Raw genomic sequence first — 19,460 nt, 5'->3', positions numbered from 1 at the left:
ATTAGGGAGCACCCTGAATCGTCAGACGGCACAACGATTCGGCGACGCGGTAGTTCGGCCCGGTCACGAAATCGAGCGTACCGCCGTCGCATGGACGCGTAGGGTGGGCGGCGGCGCGTGGAGAGTCGAGTGAACTCGACGGACACCAGTGACGCAGGTTCCTTGTGGGGCACCTGACCGCCGGATTTCGGAAGATTCACAGACCGCTCTCAGACACGCGACCTACCTTCGAGCGGGATCGCGCCTCACAGGGCGCACGATCGAAAGGGAACACCCTGCAGGCCGAGGCGAAAGGACGGTGGCATGAGCAAACGTGACCGTCCCTGGCTCGCCACCCTGATGTGTCTGCTGGGCGTCGGCATCGTCGGCTCGGGAATCGCATGGGCTCTGCACACGACCGGTCAAGCGCACCAGGCCGTCCAGCCCTCCGCGATGCAGGACGACGGCACGCCGGTCAGCCGCCACGTGCGGGGCGTGGCCATCACGCCCGGGCGTGAAGTCGTCGGGAGCATCAGTCGCATCGAGGACGGCGAGATCGCCGTCCAGTCCCACCCCGGCGGCTCCAGCGTTCCCCTGAAGACCAGCGGCCGCACCCAGGTCACCACGACCCACGGCAGCACCCTGTCGGATCTGCACGTCGGCGACGTCGTGATCTGCGAGGTCAGTGCGGACGGCGCTACCGCGCTCGCGATCTACTCCGGCCAGATCTCCGTGGCCGGCACCGGTTCCGGCTCGCGGTGACGGCACCGCTTACGCGGCCTCCCGTCCCGCCATCCGGGTGTCGGGACACCTTCGGCCTCCGGCCTCGCTAGGCTGGGGCCCGATGTACATCTTGTTCTTCGCCCTCGCCGTGCTCTGCGCCGCGGGCGCCGCTGCCCTCGTCTGGTACGAGCGCACCCACGAGCCAGACGTCCACCGCGCCCGCGCCGACTGGGCCGCGCAGCGCGAGTTCGTGTTCGACCGAGCCGATCCGGCGCTCGCGAAGCGCTGGCATCGCGGCGGCATGAACGTCCCCGGCGACGCCGAGGTCGTCGACGTCGCGCATGGGACCTACTTCGGCGCGCCGGCGTATGTGTTCGACGTGCGAGACGCCGTCACCGTCGTCGCCGTGGCGCGCGACGGGGCATCGGGCGTGCTGCTGGACCTGCGGGCCCCCGACGTCGAGGCTCCGCGCGAGCCCGGCATGGACCCGCTCGGCACCGTCGGGCCCCGAGTCCTCTACACCAACAATGCCGACGTGGCGCGCCGTGTCTGCGATCCGCGCCTGGTGCGCCTCGCCGAGCAGGTACCCGCGCACATCGAGTCCCTGTGGAACGAGGGTGCCTGGGCGCTGGCCGCCCTTCCGCTGACCGAGATCGACGCCGACATCGACGAGGCGCTCGAGGCGGCCCGCCAGTTCCGGGATCTGCTCCGCGTACTGCCGCCCGAGGGCCGCGGTCGCGCCGTTCCGCCCACCCCGCGCGACCCGGGGCAGCCGCTTCCGTCGCGTGCATCAGGCTCGGTGTCGCGGAGCGTCAGGTGAGCGACGCCGGGTTCGGCCCCGCCGACCGCGACCGCCTCGCCGAACTCGTCAAGCAACTGGCAGTGGTGCACGGCCGTGTGACACTGTCGTCCGGGCGGGAGGCCGACTACTACGTCGACCTCCGTCGTGCGACCCTCCAGCACGAGGCGAGCCGGCTCATCGGGCGCGCGGTCCGCGACCTGACCGCCGACTGGGACTACGCCGCCGTCGGGGGACTGACCCTCGGTGCCGACCCGGTCGCCACGTCCGTCATGCACGCCCCGGGACGCGACATCGACGCGTTCGTCGTCCGTAAGGCCGCGAAGACACACGGGATGCAGCGGCAGATCGAGGGCGCCGACGTCGTAGGCAAGCGAGTACTCGTCGTCGAGGACACCACCACGACAGGCAACTCGCCGCTCACGGCCGTGAAGGCATTGCGCGAGCACGGCGCGCTCGTCGTCGGTGTCGCCACCGTCGTGGATCGTGCCACCGGTGCCGACGAGGTCATCGCCGCAGAGGGGCTGGCGTACCGCTCCGTGCTGGGGCTCGCCGACCTCGGGCTGTGAATCCTGATCCGGGTCCCACGGAATGGGTGACCGGGCTGCCGGGCCGCGGCACCGTCGGCGTCGGGCCCTGGGTGGACGAGCACGACGAGGCGCCTCACGATCCACGCTTCGACCCGGAGTTGCTGGCGGAGGGTGACCACCGGAACGTCGTCGATGCGTACCGCTACTGGCGGCGAGACGCCATCGTCGCGGAACTCGACCGGCGCCGGCACCCGTTCGAGATCGCGATAGAGAACCTGGGGCACGACGCCAACATCGGAACCGTGGTCCGCACGGCCAACGCGTTCCTCGCACGGCGCGTGCACATCGTGGGCCGACGCCGATGGAATCGCCGCGGCGCCATGGTGACCGATCGCTACCAACACATCGAGCACCATCCCGACGCCGAGACTCTCGCCGCGTGGTGCGCGGGCGAGGACCTGCCGATCGTGGCGGTGGACAACCTACCCGGAGCCGCGCCGCTGGAGCGGTTCGAACTGCCCCGCCGCTGCCTGCTGTTGTTCGGGCAGGAGGGGCCGGGTGTGACCGACGATGCTCGGTCCATCGCGCAGCAGACGGTGTCCATCGCACAGTTCGGGTCGACCCGGTCGATCAACGTCGGGGTCGCCGCGGGAATCGCGATGCACGCGTGGGTCGCACGTCACGCCGACCTGGATGAGGCGTGGTGAGGGCATCGCGGCCGGTGTGGTGACAGAATGGCGCGCATGGCTGTGACGGGTGTCGAATCGGTGTGGGCGCAGCGTGCCGCCGCCGCGCAGGAGGCGGTGACGGAGCGGCATATCCGCCGCCTGTGGCATATCCCGACCACGGCGCTGGGCGTCTGCGCATATCCGCCCACACGGCGCGACCGGATGTTCGCGAGCTGGAACTTCTGGTGGCAGGCGCATCTGATCGACGCCGTCGTGGATGCCCACGTGCGCACCGGCTCGGCGGAGACCGCCGCGCTGGTGCATCGCCTGATCCGAGGACACCTGGTGCGCAACGGTTTCCACGTGGCCAACCAGTACTACGACGATATGGCGTGGCTCGCCCTCGCGCTGGAGCGCGCGCAGCGGCTCGTGGGGATCGACACGGACGCGGCACAGCGGAAGCTGTCGGTCGAGTTCATGCGCGCGTGGGTGCCCGAGGTGGGCGGTGGCATCCCGTGGCGCCGCTCCGACGTCTTCCTCAACGCGCCCGCCAACGGGCCCGCCGCGATCTTCCTGGCGCGCAGCGGGAACCGGCCGCGTGCGCGCGAGATGTCGGAGTGGCTGCAGAGCCGCCTCGTCGATGCGGACACCGGACTGATAGACGACGGCGTGGACCCGAACCTGCCCGACGGCAGCCCCGGCAAGCTGCACCCGGAGAAGTATACGTACTGCCAGGGCGTGGTGATCGGGCTCGAGACCGAGCTTTCCGCCGACGGCGACTCCCGGCACGCCGAGCGTGTCGGCTCGCTCGTCCAGGCCGTCGCCGAGCACCTGTCCCACGATGGTGTGGTGCAGGGCGCCGGCGGCGGCGACGGGGGCCTGTTCGCAGGAATCCTGTTGCGCTACCTGGCGTTCGCCGCCACGTCGCTCGACGGGGACGGCCACGTCCACGACGAAGTGCGTGCCGCCGCGCGTGACCTCGTGCTCGCCTCGGCGGAGGCGGCCTGGAAGGGGAGCCGTACCGTCGACGGCCACGTGCTCTTCTCCGCGGACTGGTCGCGCGATGCCGTGGTGCCCGGGCAGGGCGGGGGCCGCGCACGCTTCGTCGGGGGCGCGGTGACGTCGTCCGACACTCCGGAGCGCGACATGTCGGTGCAGGTATCGGGGTGGATGGCGATGGAGGCCGCCTGGTCGGTCAGTCGTTGAGCTAGGTGCCCAATCGCTTCTGTGCCCAGCGGGCCCATTCGATCTCCATCGTATGGAAGCGCAACCCGTACTCCAGGGCGATACGGCCGAAATCGTGGTCGGTGTCCGCCCAGTCGTTGGTACGCAGGATCTCCTCGAGGTGTGAGAGGTCGCGCTCGGCATGCTGCTCCTCGCGGCGGAAGAACTCGCGAGCCGCGTCAGGGTCGGCCTCGGGCAACAGGAACACGCGCAGGAGGCGGGCGCTGCGCGGCGTCGTGTCGGACTCCTTGGTCAGCCACTCGCGCAGAGCTGCGCGCCCGGATTCGGTGGCGTCGTAGACCTTACGGCCGCGCGCGCCCTCGTCGACGATCTCGATCAGCCCGTCTCGCTCCAACCGCCCGAGCTCACCGTAGAGCTGGCTCTGCGTCGCCGGCCAGACGTTGGCCATCGACCGCTCGAACCGCCTCAGCAGGTCGTATCCGCTGCCGGGGCTGCGGGCCAGTAGGCCGAGGGTCGCGAATCGGAGGCTCATTCGGACGAATATACCCCTCACTCTTGACATGTCTGTAGTGGAATGTCAGTCTTGACATGTCACTTATGGAATATCGAGGGAGTCGCCATGCCCGTCCTGTTCGGCGTCCTGCCGTGGATCGTCTACGCAGTCGTCTCGTCGTTCGTCTCCGTCGCGCCGGCGGTCGCCGTCGCGGGCGCCGTGGCTCTCGTCCTGACCGGGATGCGGCTTGCGCGGGGAGTCCGTCCAGCCGAGCTCACCATCGACCTCACGACCGCAGTCGTCTTCCTCATCGCAGGCGGCATCGCAGTGGCCGACGGACCCCTCGTCGCGAACGGTCTGGGTGTCGCGTCCCAGTTCGCACTGGCTGCGGTGGTCGGAGTCGGACTCCTGTCGGGGCGACCGTTCACCGAGGCCATCGCGCGCAGGCAGGTCACCGCCGACGTGGCGGCGCTACCCGAGTTCCACGCTTTCAACGTCCGCATCTCGACAGCGTGGCTCCTGAGTTTCCTTGTGGGAGGCCTGATCCTGCTGCTCGCCGTCCTGATCCTCGGCGCGCCGGGCCGGTTCGCCACCTATGTGGTCGTCCCGCTCGCCATCGCCGTCCCAGTCCGCTATACAGCCCATCTCACCCGAGGAGTATCCGATGTCGGTGCCGTCCAACACAACTGAGTCTGCGACCCACCTGACCGGCGTGTTCGCACCCGTCGACCGGGAGATCGACGCCTGCGACCTGCCTGTGACGGGCGGGCTGCCGCCCGACCTAGACGGCTGGTATGTGCGCAACGGTCCGAATCCGCGTGGGGAGTCGGCGCATTGGTTCACCGGCGAGGGCATGCTGCACGGTGTGCGCCTGCGCGGAGGGCGGGCCGAGCGGTACCGCAACCGGTGGGTCCGGACCGGGATCTTCGAGGGTGACACGACGCCCCTCTACGATCCCGCGACCGGCGAACGCAATCTCCATGTGGCGGTGGCGAACACGCACATCGTGCGGCACGGGGGCAGGATGCTGGCGCTGGTCGAGTCCTCGCTGCCCTGGGAGGTCACCAGCGACCTCGAGACCGTTGGCGCATACGACTTCCACGGCGCGCTAGCCGATTCCATGACCGCCCATCCCAAGATCTGCCCGATGACAGGTGAGTTGCACTTCTTCGGATACGGCAACCTGCGCGAGCCGTATGTCACCTACCACTGTGCGAACGCGGCAGGCGAACTGGTCGTCGAGCAGCCCGTCGACGTGCCCGGGTTGACGATGATGCACGACTTCGCGCTGACCCGGAGACACGTGCTGTTCCTCGACCTGCCGGTGGTCTTCGACCTCGCTCTCGCGCAGTCGGGCACCATGCCGTATCGGTGGAACCGAGAATACGGCGCGCGGATCGGCGTGATGCGGCGCGACGACCCGTCGGCCGGGGTGCGGTGGATCGAGATCGAGCCCTGCTACGTCTTCCATGTCGCGAACGCCTTCGAGGACGGCGGCACCATCGTGCTGCAGGCCGTGCGCTATCCGGAGATGTGGGTCGCGTCCAGCAGCGACTTCGACCCGGACGGCACGATGCACGAGTGGCGCATCGATCCGGTCGCGGGAACGGTCTCCGAGCGTGCCCTGGACGATCGCGCAGTGGAGTTCCCGCGGATCGACGACCGGCGCGCGGGGCTGACACACGAAGCGGCCTGGGCCGTCGGGAGCCACCACCTCGCGCGCTACGGAACAGACCCGACGGTGCGCGAGTTCGGTCCAGACAGGCCGGGCGAATTCGCATACGCGCCGTCCGCCGACGGGCGTGGCTACCTGTTGGGCTATGTGTATCGCGCCGATTTGGACGCTTCGGACCTGGTGGTCCTCGATGCCGTCGACCTCGCGACCATCGCAGAGGTCCACCTCGGCGTCCGCGTCCCTGCCGGGTTCCACGGAGATTGGTTCGCCGCCTAGGTGCCGCCGGCGGCGGCGCTGCTCATGCCCGCAGCCTCGCGAGTGCGGGCTCGAGTTTCTTCGTCGCCCACGGCACGGAGTACACCGTAGGCTCGCTGAAGGCGGATGCGGTGTCGTTGGCGAGGAACACCGTGGTTCCCGCCGTCACCGCCGGCAGTGCCGTCCAGCCCGGAATGTCGCGGAGTGTTCCCGGGTCGCCGACTATCGCCCAGAAGACCAGCAGGTCCGCCCGCAACACGTCGATCCGCTCGGGGGAGACGATTACACGGGAGCCGTTGTCGGACAGTCTCTTCACTGCTGGAGACACCTTAAGGCCGAACTGCGCCAGCAACTTCGCGGCGGGATCCGTCTCGGAGGTGACGATACCGAATGTGCGCTGCGCCGTCAGCTGGCCGAAGGCGAACGTCTTGCCCTCGGCCGCAGGGTACTTCGCGTGGACGGCGGCGATCTGTGCGTCCACGTCGCGCTTCGCGTCCGCGGCCAGCGACTCCTTGCCGAAGATCTTGCCGGCGGTCTCCAGCACATCCTGCCAGCTGTCCAGGGTCGATCCCGGTGTCATCACGGGGATGGTGGGAGCGATCGCGCTGAGCGCGTCGTACGCCTCGCGATTGGGGAGGTAGCCCGCGAGGATGACGTCCGGGCGGTACTTCAGCACCTGCTCGGAATCGGGAACGCCCTTGTCGCTGTTGACCGGGACGATCTCGGAGGTGTGCTGGGGCGTCCACTCGAACCCTTTGTCGTCCTTACCGGAGTAACCCTGCTGCACGAACTCCGCGGTGATCGGAACGCCGAGTCGGACAAGAGAATCCGACCACTGGTGGCTCAGGGTGACGACGCGGGCCGGATGCGCTGGGATCCTGGTCTCGCCGTACTGGTGCGAGACGGTCACGCCGTCGGCCGCGGCCGACGACGACGGTGCGGTCTCGCCTCCCGATCCGCAGGCCACGAGAGCGAGCAGCATGGACAGCAGGAGGGCGGCTAGCCGGATATGGCGCATTCGGTGAGGCTAGCCTCACCATCATCCCGCGGCAAGCGGCGGCCCCCCGAACCGGCGGCTCGGTGATGCGACCTATCGCCGGCCGGGCAGCGATACGGCGGCGAGCACCTGTCCGGTGGGTTGCGGCGAGCCGCCGGCGGGCTCCGCGGTCATGCCGATCTGATGTGCCTCGGCGAGTCCGTCCACCAGCAGAGGAGCCGGTGCCGACGAGTCGGACATCAACCCCGCCGAGAGCGGTTTCCCGGCTGCCGGTATGAGCCACAGCTGATAGACGTGTCCGGCCGAAGGGCGCGGAGCCGACTCGAGCAGGACGACCGCGCGGTTCAGACTCCTCGACGACACCACGACCATCGACCCCGCCGTTCCGGCGATGCGAGAGCGCGTGAGAGTGCCGTCCGGTGCGGCGACGACGGCCTGGACCCCTTGATCGGGTGTCGTCTCCGGCGCTGTAGTGCGCCCGACCAGTATCCCGGCCACGAGGGCGACGACCGCGGCGGCCGACGCGAGGGCCAACAGCGCGCGATTGCGGCGCAGGTATCCGGGGCCGCCGGCTCGACTCTTGGTGAGATGTCGCGCAGGATCCGATTCGTAGGCCTCGATCGCCTGGAGGATCCGCTGCCGCATCACCGGACGAGGTGCAATCGTGCGGCCATCCGTCATACGTGCGACAGCCTCGCGTGTCGCAGCGACCCGGGCATCCACATCGGCGCGCTCGCTCGGGCTCAACTCACCGAGAGCGGACTCGAAGTCCGCGACCTCGGCCGGCTCGAGAGCGTCCACCGCGTACAACTCGACGTTGGCGTCGAGGAACGACTCCTCAGGCGTCATGAGACGACTCCAGACACGCCCGCAGGCGCCGTAGGCCATCGCGAATGCGTGACTTGATAGTGGGGAGCGGGGCGCCTACGTTCTCGGCCACCTGACGGTAGGTCAGGCCGCGGTAGTACGACATCTCGATACTCTCCCGCTGGAAGGCGGTGAGTGTGTCGAGGCACTCGTCCACCTCTCGTCGACTCTCCTCTGCCAGAACCGAGTCCACCACATCGTCGGTAGGCGAGACCGAATGGTCCGAATGATACCGGCGTTCCCGCGACGAGGCCGCCTCCTCCGACCGGATCCGATCCACCGTGCGCCGGTGCGCGATCGTGAGCATCCAGGAGAGGACCGAACCCATCTCGGTCCGGTAGTCACGGGCGCGCTGCCACACCTGGAGGTAGACCTCCTGCAGCGTCTCCTCCGCGTAACCCTCGTCGCGCAGCATCCGCAGGACCAGGCCGTATACCCGAGGGCTGGTCGCATCGTAGAGCCTTGCGAAGGCATCGCGATCCCCCTGCGCGACGTGCGCCACGAGGTCACCGAGTTGTTCCCCACCAGAGGGGGATTCGTCCGCCACACTGAGAGGCTACCGCCGGTTGTGGCACGCCGTGGGTCCCCGCGATGGGACGAGGACCGCCTGCGCCCCGTGCGGCGGACTCGAAACGATCTCCCCGGCTCGACCACCCATCCGGATCGATGACGGCACCGAATAACCCCCGAACGACACGAAAAAAGAACAGCCCCCACCAGAGCGCGTCGATCGGAGATTTTCAGTGTCGCAAGATGACTGGGAGGTGTGGCATCCCGACTGTTTCGAGGTCACCTCGGAGGGAGTGCGTGCCTTCGGCCGAGCAATCCAGGCGTCCTACGTCCCGTACCAGACACGGCGGGAGTTGCCCGCCGATACGCCCGTGCCCGGCACCCTCATGGCGGCGCCGATGTTCGACGCTGCGGCGGTCCTCGTCAGCAGGGTCATTCCAGGATGCAATCTGTCCCAGATCGCCCATACCGCGCAGCGGTTCCGGTATGTACGGCCGCTGCGCATAGGCGATCTGACGAGCATCGGAGCCCGGCTCCTCACACACGTCGATCGCGCGGACACGGACGTCCTGTCCATCGAATCGGCCGTCTACGTCCGCGGCGTGCAGCACATCGTGGGAACGCTCGGCATCGTGCACGGCCGCCGCGTGCCGGAGGGGATCGACATCGTAGCGCTCGATTCCGCGAGCGACCGGGTGATGCGCGCGGGCACCGGACCGTCGGACAGCGACCACTACTCGGGCATCGACGCGCAGCCCGCAACACAGGAAGGACGGTGACATGACGTCGTCTTCGAACTCCACACCCCACTATCAAGAGGTGCAGGCGCATTACGACCTGTCCGACGAGTTCTTCGACTTGTTCCTGGATCCCACGCGGACGTATTCCTGCGCGTACTTCCGTGACGAGGGTATGACGCTAGAGCAGGCGCAGATCGCCAAGATCGACCTGTCGCTCGGCAAGCTCGGCCTCCGACCCGGTGCGACGTTACTCGACGTCGGGTGCGGCTGGGGAGCGACGATGAAGCGTGCCCTGATCGAACACGATGTCAACGTCATAGGGCTTACCTTGTCGAAAAACCAGTACCGCCATGTGAAGTCGGAGCTGGCGGCCATCGACGGTCCGCGCACCGCCGAGGTGCACCTGGCGGGATGGGAGGAGTTCGACCAGCCGGTCGATGCGATCGTGAGTATCGGCGCCTTCGAGCATTTCACCCACGAACGTCACCTGAAGTTCTTCGACCGGGCCTTCGATATCCTCCCCGTCGGAGGCAGGGCGATGATCCATACGATCATGACCTTCGGCATGGACACGTTTCGCCAGCGCGACCGCGTGACCAAAGAGGATTTCGCGTTCTTCAGGTTCATCCGGAACGAGATCTTTCCCGGCGGCGAACTGCCGATCGCCAAGTATTTTCCGCTGATCGCGGAGATGGGTGGGTTCACCGTGGGCGAGATCCAGAGCCTGCAACCGCACTACGCACGCACGCTCGACGCGTGGGCAGCCGGACTCGCGGCGAACAAGGCGCGGGCGCTCGAGATCCACCCGGAGCAGGTCTTCGATACGTATATGAAGTATCTCACCGGATGTGCGGATGCCTTCCGCCGTGGGCTCATCGACGTCCGACAACACACCTTGCTCAAGGAGGAGGGCAATCAGCCCACCTCGGTCGAGAACGTGCTCCTGCGCCATCCCGAGATCGATCCGACAGCGGCGACTACGGCGGCGCAATTCATCCCACAGCGTTAGCGAGGTACGGGCCGGGTCTGCGGCGAACACGACCGCTCACGGTCGTCATACCGCCGGACGTGGGACGGCGGCATCAGTCGTCCAGGTCCACCGTCTCGTCGGGCTTCGCCATCTCGCGGCGGTATCCCACGAACCCCAGGACCGTGCCCACGACGAGCACCACCAGCATGACGGCGAGTGCGACCTCCAGCACCCATTTGTACTGTTCGAAGGCCGACGACGCGTAGAAGCCGACGAGCAGCAGGCACGGCGCCCAGAAGATCGAGCCGATCACCGATGCGATCGTGTACGTCCGCTTGTTCATGCCCGCAGCGCCGGCGACCATCGGGCACAGGGTCCGGACCCACGGGATCCATCGAGCGACCAGTACCGCGCCGAAGCCGCGCCGGTCCATCAGGTGTTTCACGCGGTGCAGGTTCTCGGAGTTGAGATATCGGCCGTTCTTCTTGGCCAGCATGTGGTCGCCCATCTTGGCGCCGATGCCGTATCCGACGTGATTGCCGGCGATGGCGGCGAGCATCGCGGCGACCGCCAGGGCCCACACGGATACCGACTGATGACCGGCGGCGGCCAAGGCGATCCCGGCGGTCAGCAGCAGCGAATCGCCGGGTAGGAACAGGCCGATGATGAACGCGCACTCCGCGAACACGAAACCGGCGACGACGAGCCAGATGACGACCGGCCCGGCGCTTTCGAGCAGCCCTGTCACGTCAGGGCTATCCCTGGGGCGTGTCGGTACCCACGCGCCGCGAGTTGCGGACGCGCTTGAGAGCCTCCCAGGCGATGGGGACGACGGAGACGAGAACGATGATGATGAAGATCGCATCGATATTGTCTCGGACGAACTTGATCTTGCCGAGGAACACTCCGAGGACAGTGACGCCGACACCCCACGCGATCGATCCGATGACGTTCCACAGCGTGAAGGTCGCGTACCTCATCCTGGCCGCACCCGCGACGAGCGGGGCGAACGTCCGGACGATCGGGACGAAGCGTGCGAGACAGATCGTGACCGGGCCGTACTTCTCGAAGAACGCGTGCGACTCGTCGAGGTACTTCTTCTTGAGGATCCGGGCCTCGGGCGTGAACAGTTTGGAGCCGCCGAACCGTCCCACGAGGTATCCGACCTGCGCGCCCAGGATCGCGGCTATCGGCACGAGGATCAGCGTCGCGGGGAGCAGCCACGAGTTGTGCGCGCCGGTGTAGCCGATGTCCGACGCGGCGCCGGCGGAGAAGACCAGGCCGGCCGTGAAGAGCAGAGAGTCGCCGGGCAGGATCGGGAACAGGACGCCGGACTCGACGAACACCACCAACAGCAGGCCGGCGAGGACCCATGCGCCGAACTTGTTGAGCACTGTGACGGGGTCCAGGAGCCCACCGAGGGCGGAGGCCTGCTGCACGCTCGGCGACGATGCGAGAGTCGTCGAGGCGTGGATGGCTAGGTCATGTACCTGGGCTGCGAACACCACGTAAGACTACCGGGGTGAGTCTGAGTTCGACCTGAGTGCGCAGGTCCGATTCGTCCGGAACGCTACTTGAGAACCTCGTCGATGTAGCACCATCGCCACGACTCCCCGGGCTGGATACTGCGGATCACCGCGTGGTTGGTCTCGACGTAATGCGCGGTCGCGTGCTTCCCTTGCGAAGAATCGCAGCATCCCACGTGTCCGCAGCTCAGGCACAGTCGCAGCGCAACCGGGTCGAGGCCTTCGGCGACGCACTCCTCGCAGGTCTGCGACAGCGGCGCGGGGTCGGAGAACTCGTCGGTCACCCGCAGGTGATCGCACTCGTTGGACACTCGCGGGGGTGTGAGTAGCTCGGCGACCGCCACGCGTTCGCTGCGCGTCTGCGCGTTCATCAACGTGGCCTCCTCGACGTCGAGACTGAACAGCACCTGCTGCAGCACCTCGTGGTCGCCCTGGCCGGTGTTGCGCAGGCGTAGCACCTCGGCGCGTTCGGCCTGGAGCATCTGCAGCCGGGCACGGCGGAGCTGTGCCACGGGGGTGTCCTTCGACTCGGCCCCGAGCCGCTCCCAGTTCCACCTCTCGCGTGCCTGCGCGCGTTCCCGGAGGCCGTCGAGCACCGTCGGATCGATGGTGCACTCCGGGCTCTTCTCCATCTGGTCGAGCGCATCGAGTCCCGCTGCGACGGCCGAGCGCATGACGACGGCCTGCTGCAGTGCATCGGTGCGCGCATTCGGACCGCGCAGCTTCAGCAGCCGGGCGAGCGCCGGCAGTGTCGAGCCCTGCACCAGCAGGCTGCCCGCCACCACCGTCATCGCCGCGAGCACGAGCACCTCCCGGTGGGGCACGCTCTCGGGGAGGATGAACGCGATCGCGAGCGTCACGACGCCGCGCATGCCGGCCCACGCGAGCACGGCGAATTCGCGGGCGGACAGGCGCCCCGTCGTGTCATCGACGCGGATCGACACCAACGCCGACGGTGCGCACCATACGATCCGCGCGATCATCGTCGTCGCCAACACCGCGCCGCACGTCAACAGGATCGTGCCCCATCCCAGCGACGAGCGGCCGGCGTCCTCGATGAGCCGCCGCATCTGCAAGCCGATCAGCAGGAACACCGCGTTCTCCAACAGGAACTGGATGGTGTTCCAGTTGATCCGCGACGCCATGCGGCCCAGCGCGGTCTGGTCGACCGGCGCCTTGAAGCCGACGAGCAGGCCCGTGATGACGACGGCGACGACGCCCGAGGCGTGGATGTGCTCCGCCGGCAGATATGCGATCCAAGGGCTGACCAGCGACAGCCCAGTGCTGACGCTGGGGTCGGTCACCCGGCGGCTGACGAAGCGCAGCAGCGTGGCGGCGAGCACGCCGATGGCGATACCGCCCAGGGCGCTCAGCGCGAACGAGCCCGCCACCTGCCACACGCCGACGGCCCCCGAGATCGCCGCGATCGCGGTACGCAGCAGCACGATCGACGTGGCGTCGTTGAACAGGGACTCGCCCTCCAACAGCGTCGTGACACGGCGGGGGAGACCGATCCGGCGGCCCACGGCGGTCGCAGCGACTGCGTCGGGTGGGCCGACGACGGCGCCGAGTGCGAGACCGGCGGCGAACGGGATGTGCAGCAGAGCGCTCGTCACGACGCCCACGGCGGCTGCCGAGAACAGCACCAGCCCCACCGATAGCAGCCCGATCGGCCGCAGGTTGGCCTTGAAGTCGACGAGCGATGCGCGGAACGCGGTCGCATACAGCAGCGGCGGCAGCAGGCCCAATAGGACCACGTCGGGATCGAGCGGGACGTCCGGGATGTGCGGGACGAACGAGGCGACGATGCCGACGACGGTGAGCGGTAGGGGCGCCGCGATACCGACCCGGTCCGACAGCGCGCTCACCACCAGCACCACCGACACCAGCACCACGATCCAGGCGGCGACCTCCATAGGGATCAGTGTCGCAAACGTCGGGCGTCGGCCGGTATCGGCGCCTCGTTCGGGTCGGTGTGCGAATCGGGTCGCGGAACCCCGTTCGTGGTGCGCACCTCGGCGGATTGACATACTTTGCTGCGGAACCGCAATCCGATCCAGGAGGACCGAATGCCTATCGCAACACCCGAGGCCTACCGGGAGATGCTGAGCCGCGCCAAGACCCACGGCTTCGCATTCCCCGCCATCAACTGCACGTCGAGCGAGACGATCAACGCCGCGATCAAGGGCTTCGCGGAGGCGGGCAGCGACGGCATCATCCAGTTCTCCACGGGCGGCGCGGAATTCGGCTCAGGCCTGGGCGTGAAAGACATGGTCACCGGTGCGGTCGCACTCGCCGAGTTCGCGCACGTGGTCGCGGCGAAGTACGACGTGACCGTCGCCCTGCACACCGACCACTGCCCCAAGGACAAGCTGGACGCCTACGTCCGGCCGCTGCTCGCGATCTCGCAGGAGCGGGTCGAGGCAGGCAGGGACCCGCTGTTCCAGTCCCACATGTGGGACGGCAGCGCGGTGCCGCTGGCGGAGAACCTGGAGATCGCGCAGGAACTGCTCGCCAAGGCCAAGGCCGCGAACATCATCCTCGAGATCGAGATCGGCGTGGTCGGCGGTGAGGAGGACGGCGTCGAGAACGAGATCAACGACAAGCTGTTCACCTCCGACGACGACTTCGCTCGCACCGTCGACGCGCTCGGCGCGGAGGGCTATCTGCTCGCGGCGACGTTCGGCAACGTCCACGGCGTGTACAAGCCGGGCAACGTCAAGCTGCGCCCGTCCGTGCTGCGCGACGGCCAGGTGGTCGCCTCGGAGAAGCTGGGCCTGGCCGAGGGCAGCAAGCCCTTCGATTTCGTGTTCCACGGTGGTTCGGGCTCGCTCAAGAGCGAGATCGAGGAATCCCTCAGCTACGGCGTCGTCAAGATGAACGTCGATACCGACACGCAGTACGCGTTCACCCGGCCCATCGCCGGTCACATGTTCGCCGACTACGACGGGGTCCTGAAGATCGATGGCGAGGTCGGTAACAAGAAGGTCTACGACCCCCGCTCGTACCTGAAGAAGGCGGAGCAGTCGATGAGTGAGCGCGTAGTCGAGGCGTGCAACGACCTCGAGTCGGCGGGGCGGTCGGTCTCGGCCTAGATCCATCTCCGGAGTACGTGGGGCAGATGCCGATGGAGCGGTCCCCACGTACTCCGGCGGTCCCCGAGGGGCGGATGCCGGTCAGCGCATCGCGAGCCCGACGATCACCGCGAGCACGAGTGCCGCGATGACCGCGGCCGCCACCCACTCCATGGTGGTGAGGTGCGGTCTCTGGTGGTGCACCGCCGGCGGCGCGCTCGCGACGGCGCGAGGCGGAAGCTGGCTGCGAGGGCCCGGCTCCCGGCCGTAAGGATCGCCCGCGGGGCGCGGCTGCACGGTCGGCGGCCGCTGTGCCTGTGGTCGGCGGGCGGGTTGCGGCGGCTGCGGGGCAGGCGGTTTCGGGAACAGTGGCCGGACCGGCGGCTGCGGGACCGCGGAATACGCCAGCGCGGGCGGTGATGGGGGAGTGTGCCGCCGCTGGGCCGCGGGTGCCGGCCCGATCGTTGAGGATGCAGACGGATCCCGTTGCGGCGAAGCGACTTCCGGATGCGGCGCGGCCGCTCCGCGGCGCATCCGGGCGTGGCCGGGATCGGGTCTGCGGTCGCTCATCGCGTGCCTGGGCCAGCCGGCTTCTGGCCGGGTGAGCACACCTTCCAGCCGCCGTCGTCACCCTTCTGCAGAGAGAACGTCCGCTGCACCTTCTGCTGCTCCTGGCCCGGGTAGTGGACCATCGCCTGGGCTTCGGCGCGGTCCCCGTCCACACGGATCGCCTGGAAGCCGTCGATCTGCGGGACGAGCCCACGGCCCTTCGCGTCGGCGAACACCTTGTCCCACTGGTCGTCCGACATGTTGTGGTAGTAACTCTCGAGCTCGCCGCACGTCTGGGTCTGGAGCGCTTTGAGATCGCCGCGGTCGAGTGCATTCACGAACGACGAGGTCGCCTGCGCGACGCCCTGGCGTGGGTCGTTCGATCCGCTGCTCCGGTTCACGAAGATCAAACCGATCACGACCAGCACGAGCACGATCGCCGCCGCCGCGATGATCCACAGTGTCCGCTGCGACGGACCGCGCTTCTCCGGAGCCGGTGCGGCCGGGGGGAAGTGCACCGGTCCGGGCGCCCGTTGCGGTGCGGGTGGGGGAGTATCCGTCGCAGGCGTGCCCGCATCCGACGGTGCAGGCGGTGCCTTGGCGACCGGGCCCACCGTGCGCAGCGGGCCGGTGGCGGGCTCCGCGTCCGTGCCGGCGCCGCCCGCCGACGGTGCCTCGGCCTCAGCTGTTTCGTGCGCTTCGGGAGCCTCGGGAGCCTCGGGAGCCTCGGGTGCCTCGGTGTCGGCCTTGGCCGCGCCGGTCTCGTCGGCCCGGTCGGCTTCGTCCGTCTTCTTCGTCGAGTCCTTGCCCAGCGCGCCGGCCGCCGCGACCCCCGCGAGTGCGGCCGCACCTGCGGCCCCGGCTGCGGTGCCCGCCCTACCGTTCTTGCCGTCCGTGCTTCCCTCGCCGCCCTCGGGTGCGGCCTTATCGGGCGAGGGCTCCTCCGGCGCGTCCTGCGCAGGGAGGTCCGACTTGCTGATCGTGACGGTCTTCGCCTCAGACGGTGCCGAGAACCGGTTGGGCTTCGACTGGTCCTGCCCCTGCTCGGTCTCAGCGTCTTCGGTCTGGACCTCTTCGGTCTCGGCCTCGGGGGCCGTGTGCTTCTCGGCGGTCTCGTCTTTCTCCGCGGCCCCGTCCTTCGCCGCCTCGGCTACCGGGATCGCCTTCGTCTCTGCCTCGCTCGGCGAAGTGTTCTCGGGTCCGGTATCGGTGGCTTCCGCCGGCGGGGGCTCGGCCGCGGGTGTCTTGGGCTCGACTTCGGTCGGCTCGACGGCGTCGTCATCCGCGGCCGTCTCCGGCTCGGCAGTGCCTTCGGAGTCGGCGCCGTCCGAGTCGCCCTTCTTCTCTGCTGCGATCCCCGCTGCGGTGGCGGCGCCCGCGGCGCCCGCGGCGGCAGCGATGCCGGCAACCGGTATCGACGTGGTCTCCGCCTCGCTGGGCGATGCGGCGCCGTCGCTCACGGGCTCGGCGGACTGGTCGCCGGCACCCGCCTCGGCCTCGGGTGTCGCGTCCGAGGACTCCTCGTCGGCGGCGTCGCCTTCGGTCTCGTCCGGCTCGTTGTCTGCCGCCGCAGTAGCAGCCGCGGATGCCGGGATCGTCTTCGTCTCCGCTTCGCTCGGCGACGAGGCTTCGTCCGCGGTCTCCTCGTCGTGGGCCGCGGGCTCGGACTGCCCGGAGCCGACGTCCCCGTCGGTGTCGGAGTCGACGTCGGTCTCGGAGTCGGCCTTGCCCGCGGTGTCGGTGTCGCTCTCGGCGTCGGCGGCGTCCTCGGTGGACTCGGTGTCCTCGCTGCTCGCCTGAGGGTCGTCGTCCTCTGGCTCGTCGCCCTCTGGCTCGGTGTCCTCGGACCGCCCCTCTGCCGCTGCGGTGCCCGCGACCGCCGTAGCACCCCCCGCCGCCGCGACTGCGGCCGTCGGGCTGGAGTTCGACTCGTGCGAATCCGCGTCGTCGGTGTCTCCGGCGGTGCCGTCGCCCTCCGACGCGGTGGCGTCATCCTCGGACGCGACGTCGTCGGCGCTCTCGGGTGCGTCAGCGGGCTCGGCGGAGGCCTCCACGGGCTCCGCGACCTCGACGCTCTCCGTCTCCGGTTCCTCCGGCGACGCCGCGACCGGCGCGCTGGGCGGCTCGGCGGCCGGTCCCACCGGCGGCTTGGGCTCGACGTGTTCCTCTGCGTCCAGCGAGTTCCAGACCGGGGCATTCGCCGATCGCTTGCGCAATCTGCGTAGCCCTCGCACCAAGGGGTTCCCGTCGGAATCTGGCGACATCGAGTCCCGCCCACCTCTCCGGTCGTAGTTGTCGACGTATCGTCCCGGCGCGCGGCCGGGAGCGGACAAAGACAGAGTAGCGGGCGACGTCCATGACAGACTGGCGTCATGACGTCGTTCGGAGATCTGCTCGGTCCACCGCCGGTTCTGCTCGACATCGACGAGGAGCCGGAAGAACAGTTGCTGAGCAGGCGTCCGGCGGCGGAGGTCGCCGCCGACTTCCCGACGTCGTCGCTGGCCTGGGCCTATCTGGCGGAGGCTGCGTTGGAGGACGGGGAGAGCGTTGCCGCATACGCGTACGCGCGCACGGGCTATCACCGGGGACTGGATCAGCTGCGCCGACAGGGCTGGAAGGGCTTCGGCCCGGTGCCCTACAGCCACGAGAACAACCGAGGCTTCCTCCGGGCCGTCGCCGCCCTGGCGCGCGCCGCCAAGTCGATCGGCGAGGAGGACGAGTACCTCCGCTGCCTGGACCTTCTGAACGATTGTGATCCCGAGGCTGCGGGCGCACTCGGACTCGGCCAGTAGCCGGATCCGGGCGCGCCACAACGCGCTGCCCCAGGCAGTACAGAGCCGTACTCGGCGCCTGTACGGGTCGTTGCTGCCGATAGTCCAATGCTCCCTTGCGGCGGGGCTCGCCTGGTACATCGCTCACGACGTGATCCGCCACGTCACCCCGTTCTTCGCGCCTATAGCCGCGGTCATCTCGCTCGGCCTGTCGCTGAACCAGCGCCTGCGGCGCTCGTTGGAACTCGTGGGCGGCGTCACGCTGGGCATCGGGATCGCAGACCTGCTGATCCAGCTGATCGGCACGGGTGTGTGGCAGATCGTGCTGGTCGTCGCGTTGGCCATGGGGGCGGCGGTGCTCGTCGACCGCGGGCCACTGGTGCCGATGCAGGCGGCCTCGTCGGCGGTGCTGGTCGCGACCCTGCTGCCGCCCGGGAGCACGGGCGGGGTGTACCGGATGATCGACGCCGCGATCGGCGGGCTGGTCGGCGTGACCGTCGCGGCCCTGATCCCCAACCATCCCGTGCGGCGGCCGCGCCGCGACGCGGCTAAAGTGCTCGACACCCTGCGCCGAGTGGTCCAGGCGGTCGCGGACGGGCTGCAGAACAACGACCGGAGCAGGCTGGACTGGGCTCTCGAATCCGCCCGCGCAACGCAGCCCGATCTGGACCAGCTGCGCACCGACCTCGCCGGCGGTGTCGAGATCGCGAAGGTCTCGCCGGTGTTCTGGAGCGCGCGAGCCCGGATGGAACGCCTGGCCGCTATCGCCGAGCCGCTCGACAACGCGGTCCGCAACGTGCGCGTCATGGCGCGTCGGGCGGCGGCCGCTCATCAGGACGGCGAACAGGTCTCGCCGGAGGTCATCGAACAGATCCGTGAGCTGGGCGGCTCGTTCCGCACACTACGGGAGATGGTGCTCGCCGATCCCGGCGAGCACCCGGACCAGGCCGATGCCGCGCGCACGCTGCGTTCGGCCGCGCGCCGCGTGGCCGCCGTCGAACCCGGACCGGGGCTCTCGGAGACCGTGATCTACGCGCAGTTGCGCTCCGCCATCGTCGATCTGCTGCAGGTGGCCGGGCTCCAGCGCACGTCAGCACTCGCGGTGTTCCGCGACCTCGGCCGCCGCCGCGGCCGTGACGGTGCCTGAGG

At 68.9% G+C, this 19,460-nt stretch carries 20 protein-coding genes; 12 read left to right on the top strand and 8 right to left on the bottom strand.

Annotated features, from left to right (window positions below; translation table 11 throughout):
- The first annotated feature begins 303 nt into the window (after positions 1–303).
- The 5 genes from P0W64_RS16085 (at position 304) to P0W64_RS16065 (ending at position 3,905) form a co-directional block, all read left to right on the top strand.
- Entirely contained in the window at positions 304–741 is a 438-nt protein-coding gene (locus P0W64_RS16085; RefSeq protein WP_275481164.1) for a hypothetical protein, read from the top strand.
- An 82-nt stretch (positions 742–823) separates the two neighbouring features.
- Entirely contained in the window at positions 824–1,522 is a 699-nt protein-coding gene (locus P0W64_RS16080) for a hypothetical protein (protein ID WP_275481163.1), read from the top strand.
- Positions 1,519–2,070 (top strand): orotate phosphoribosyltransferase, encoded by a 552-nt coding sequence (gene pyrE, locus P0W64_RS16075; RefSeq protein WP_275481162.1) that lies wholly within the window; start codon positions 1,519–1,521, stop codon positions 2,068–2,070. The genes P0W64_RS16080 and pyrE overlap by 4 nt, the downstream gene beginning before the upstream one ends.
- A complete protein-coding gene (locus tag P0W64_RS16070) occupies positions 2,067–2,738 on the top strand; it encodes an RNA methyltransferase (RefSeq protein ID WP_275481161.1) in 672 nt (223 codons plus the stop codon). Before pyrE ends, P0W64_RS16070 begins: the two co-directional genes overlap by 4 nt.
- A gap of 36 nt (positions 2,739–2,774) precedes the next feature.
- Positions 2,775–3,905, top strand: coding sequence for a glycoside hydrolase family 76 protein (locus P0W64_RS16065; protein WP_275481160.1), 1,131 nt, complete (start codon positions 2,775–2,777; stop codon positions 3,903–3,905).
- Between the two features lies 1 nt (position 3,906).
- Here the strand turns inward: P0W64_RS16065 and P0W64_RS16060 are convergent, their stop codons facing one another.
- On the bottom strand, positions 3,907–4,416 hold the full coding sequence (locus P0W64_RS16060) for a PadR family transcriptional regulator (RefSeq protein WP_275481159.1): 510 nt from the start codon (positions 4,414–4,416) through the stop codon (positions 3,907–3,909).
- Between the two features lie 87 nt (positions 4,417–4,503).
- Here P0W64_RS16060 and P0W64_RS16055 point away from each other — a divergent pair, with 87 nt between their 5' ends.
- Positions 4,504–5,067: a hypothetical protein gene (locus P0W64_RS16055; RefSeq protein WP_275481158.1), complete on the top strand. Its 564-nt coding sequence runs from the start codon at positions 4,504–4,506 to the stop codon at positions 5,065–5,067.
- The gene (locus P0W64_RS16050) at positions 5,042–6,328 is read left to right on the top strand and encodes a carotenoid oxygenase family protein (RefSeq protein ID WP_275481157.1); all 1,287 of its coding nucleotides are present in this window, start codon (positions 5,042–5,044) and stop codon (positions 6,326–6,328) included. The genes P0W64_RS16055 and P0W64_RS16050 overlap by 26 nt, the downstream gene beginning before the upstream one ends.
- Before the next feature lie 22 nt (positions 6,329–6,350).
- On the opposite strand, the gene P0W64_RS16045 is transcribed toward P0W64_RS16050, so the two are convergent.
- The 3 genes from P0W64_RS16045 to sigK form a co-directional block, all read right to left on the bottom strand.
- On the bottom strand, positions 6,351–7,325 hold the full coding sequence (locus tag P0W64_RS16045; RefSeq protein ID WP_275481156.1) for an ABC transporter substrate-binding protein: 975 nt from the start codon (positions 7,323–7,325) through the stop codon (positions 6,351–6,353).
- A gap of 72 nt (positions 7,326–7,397) precedes the next feature.
- Positions 7,398–8,153, bottom strand: a complete 756-nt coding sequence (locus P0W64_RS16040) for an anti-sigma factor (protein WP_275481155.1) — start codon at positions 8,151–8,153, stop codon at positions 7,398–7,400.
- Positions 8,143–8,718, bottom strand: coding sequence for an ECF RNA polymerase sigma factor SigK (gene sigK, locus P0W64_RS16035; protein ID WP_275481154.1), 576 nt, complete (start codon positions 8,716–8,718; stop codon positions 8,143–8,145). Before sigK ends, P0W64_RS16040 begins: the two co-directional genes overlap by 11 nt.
- Positions 8,719–8,914: 196 nt before the next feature.
- On the opposite strand from sigK, the gene P0W64_RS16030 reads away from it, so the two are divergent.
- Together P0W64_RS16030 and P0W64_RS16025 are read left to right on the top strand one after the other, a co-directional pair.
- Positions 8,915–9,460 carry a MaoC family dehydratase N-terminal domain-containing protein gene (locus P0W64_RS16030; RefSeq protein ID WP_275481153.1) on the top strand — a complete coding sequence of 182 codons (546 nt, stop codon included), beginning with the start codon at positions 8,915–8,917 and terminating at the stop codon, positions 9,458–9,460.
- A gap of 1 nt (position 9,461) precedes the next feature.
- Positions 9,462–10,430, top strand: coding sequence for a cyclopropane mycolic acid synthase family methyltransferase (locus P0W64_RS16025; protein ID WP_275481152.1), 969 nt, complete (start codon positions 9,462–9,464; stop codon positions 10,428–10,430).
- Positions 10,431–10,503: 73 nt separating this feature from the next.
- Here the strand turns inward: P0W64_RS16025 and P0W64_RS16020 are convergent, their stop codons facing one another.
- From P0W64_RS16020 to P0W64_RS16010, 3 genes are all read right to left on the bottom strand, one after another.
- Positions 10,504–11,139, bottom strand: coding sequence for a DedA family protein (locus P0W64_RS16020; protein ID WP_275481151.1), 636 nt, complete (start codon positions 11,137–11,139; stop codon positions 10,504–10,506).
- 7 nt (positions 11,140–11,146) lie between these two features.
- A complete protein-coding gene (locus P0W64_RS16015) occupies positions 11,147–11,830 on the bottom strand; it encodes a VTT domain-containing protein (protein ID WP_275481168.1) in 684 nt (227 codons plus the stop codon).
- A 131-nt stretch (positions 11,831–11,961) separates the two neighbouring features.
- Positions 11,962–13,833 carry a Na+/H+ antiporter gene (locus tag P0W64_RS16010; protein ID WP_275481150.1) on the bottom strand — a complete coding sequence of 624 codons (1,872 nt, stop codon included), beginning with the start codon at positions 13,831–13,833 and terminating at the stop codon, positions 11,962–11,964.
- Between the two features lie 153 nt (positions 13,834–13,986).
- Between P0W64_RS16010 and fbaA the strand changes: the two genes are divergently transcribed.
- Positions 13,987–15,012, top strand: coding sequence for a class II fructose-bisphosphate aldolase (fbaA, locus tag P0W64_RS16005; RefSeq protein ID WP_275481149.1), 1,026 nt, complete (start codon positions 13,987–13,989; stop codon positions 15,010–15,012).
- Positions 15,013–15,557: 545 nt separating this feature from the next.
- Here the strand turns inward: fbaA and P0W64_RS16000 are convergent.
- Complete coding sequence (locus P0W64_RS16000) at positions 15,558–17,756, bottom strand: hypothetical protein (protein WP_275481148.1); 2,199 nt, start codon at positions 17,754–17,756, stop codon at positions 15,558–15,560.
- A gap of 156 nt (positions 17,757–17,912) precedes the next feature.
- On the opposite strand from P0W64_RS16000, the gene P0W64_RS15995 reads away from it, so the two are divergent.
- Together P0W64_RS15995 and P0W64_RS15990 are read left to right on the top strand one after the other, a co-directional pair.
- A complete protein-coding gene (locus P0W64_RS15995; protein WP_275481147.1) occupies positions 17,913–18,332 on the top strand; it encodes a DUF3151 domain-containing protein in 420 nt (139 codons plus the stop codon).
- Positions 18,292–19,458: an FUSC family protein gene (locus P0W64_RS15990; protein ID WP_275481146.1), complete on the top strand. Its 1,167-nt coding sequence runs from the start codon at positions 18,292–18,294 to the stop codon at positions 19,456–19,458. Before P0W64_RS15995 ends, P0W64_RS15990 begins: the two co-directional genes overlap by 41 nt.
- The last annotated feature ends 2 nt before the right edge of the window (positions 19,459–19,460 follow it).

The organism is Tsukamurella sp. 8F (genome assembly GCF_029167375.1).
Classification (GTDB): Bacteria; Actinomycetota; Actinomycetes; order Mycobacteriales; family Mycobacteriaceae; genus Tsukamurella.
Note: the sequence above shows the minus strand (reverse complement) of the source record. Positions and strands in the feature narration are given on the sequence as shown.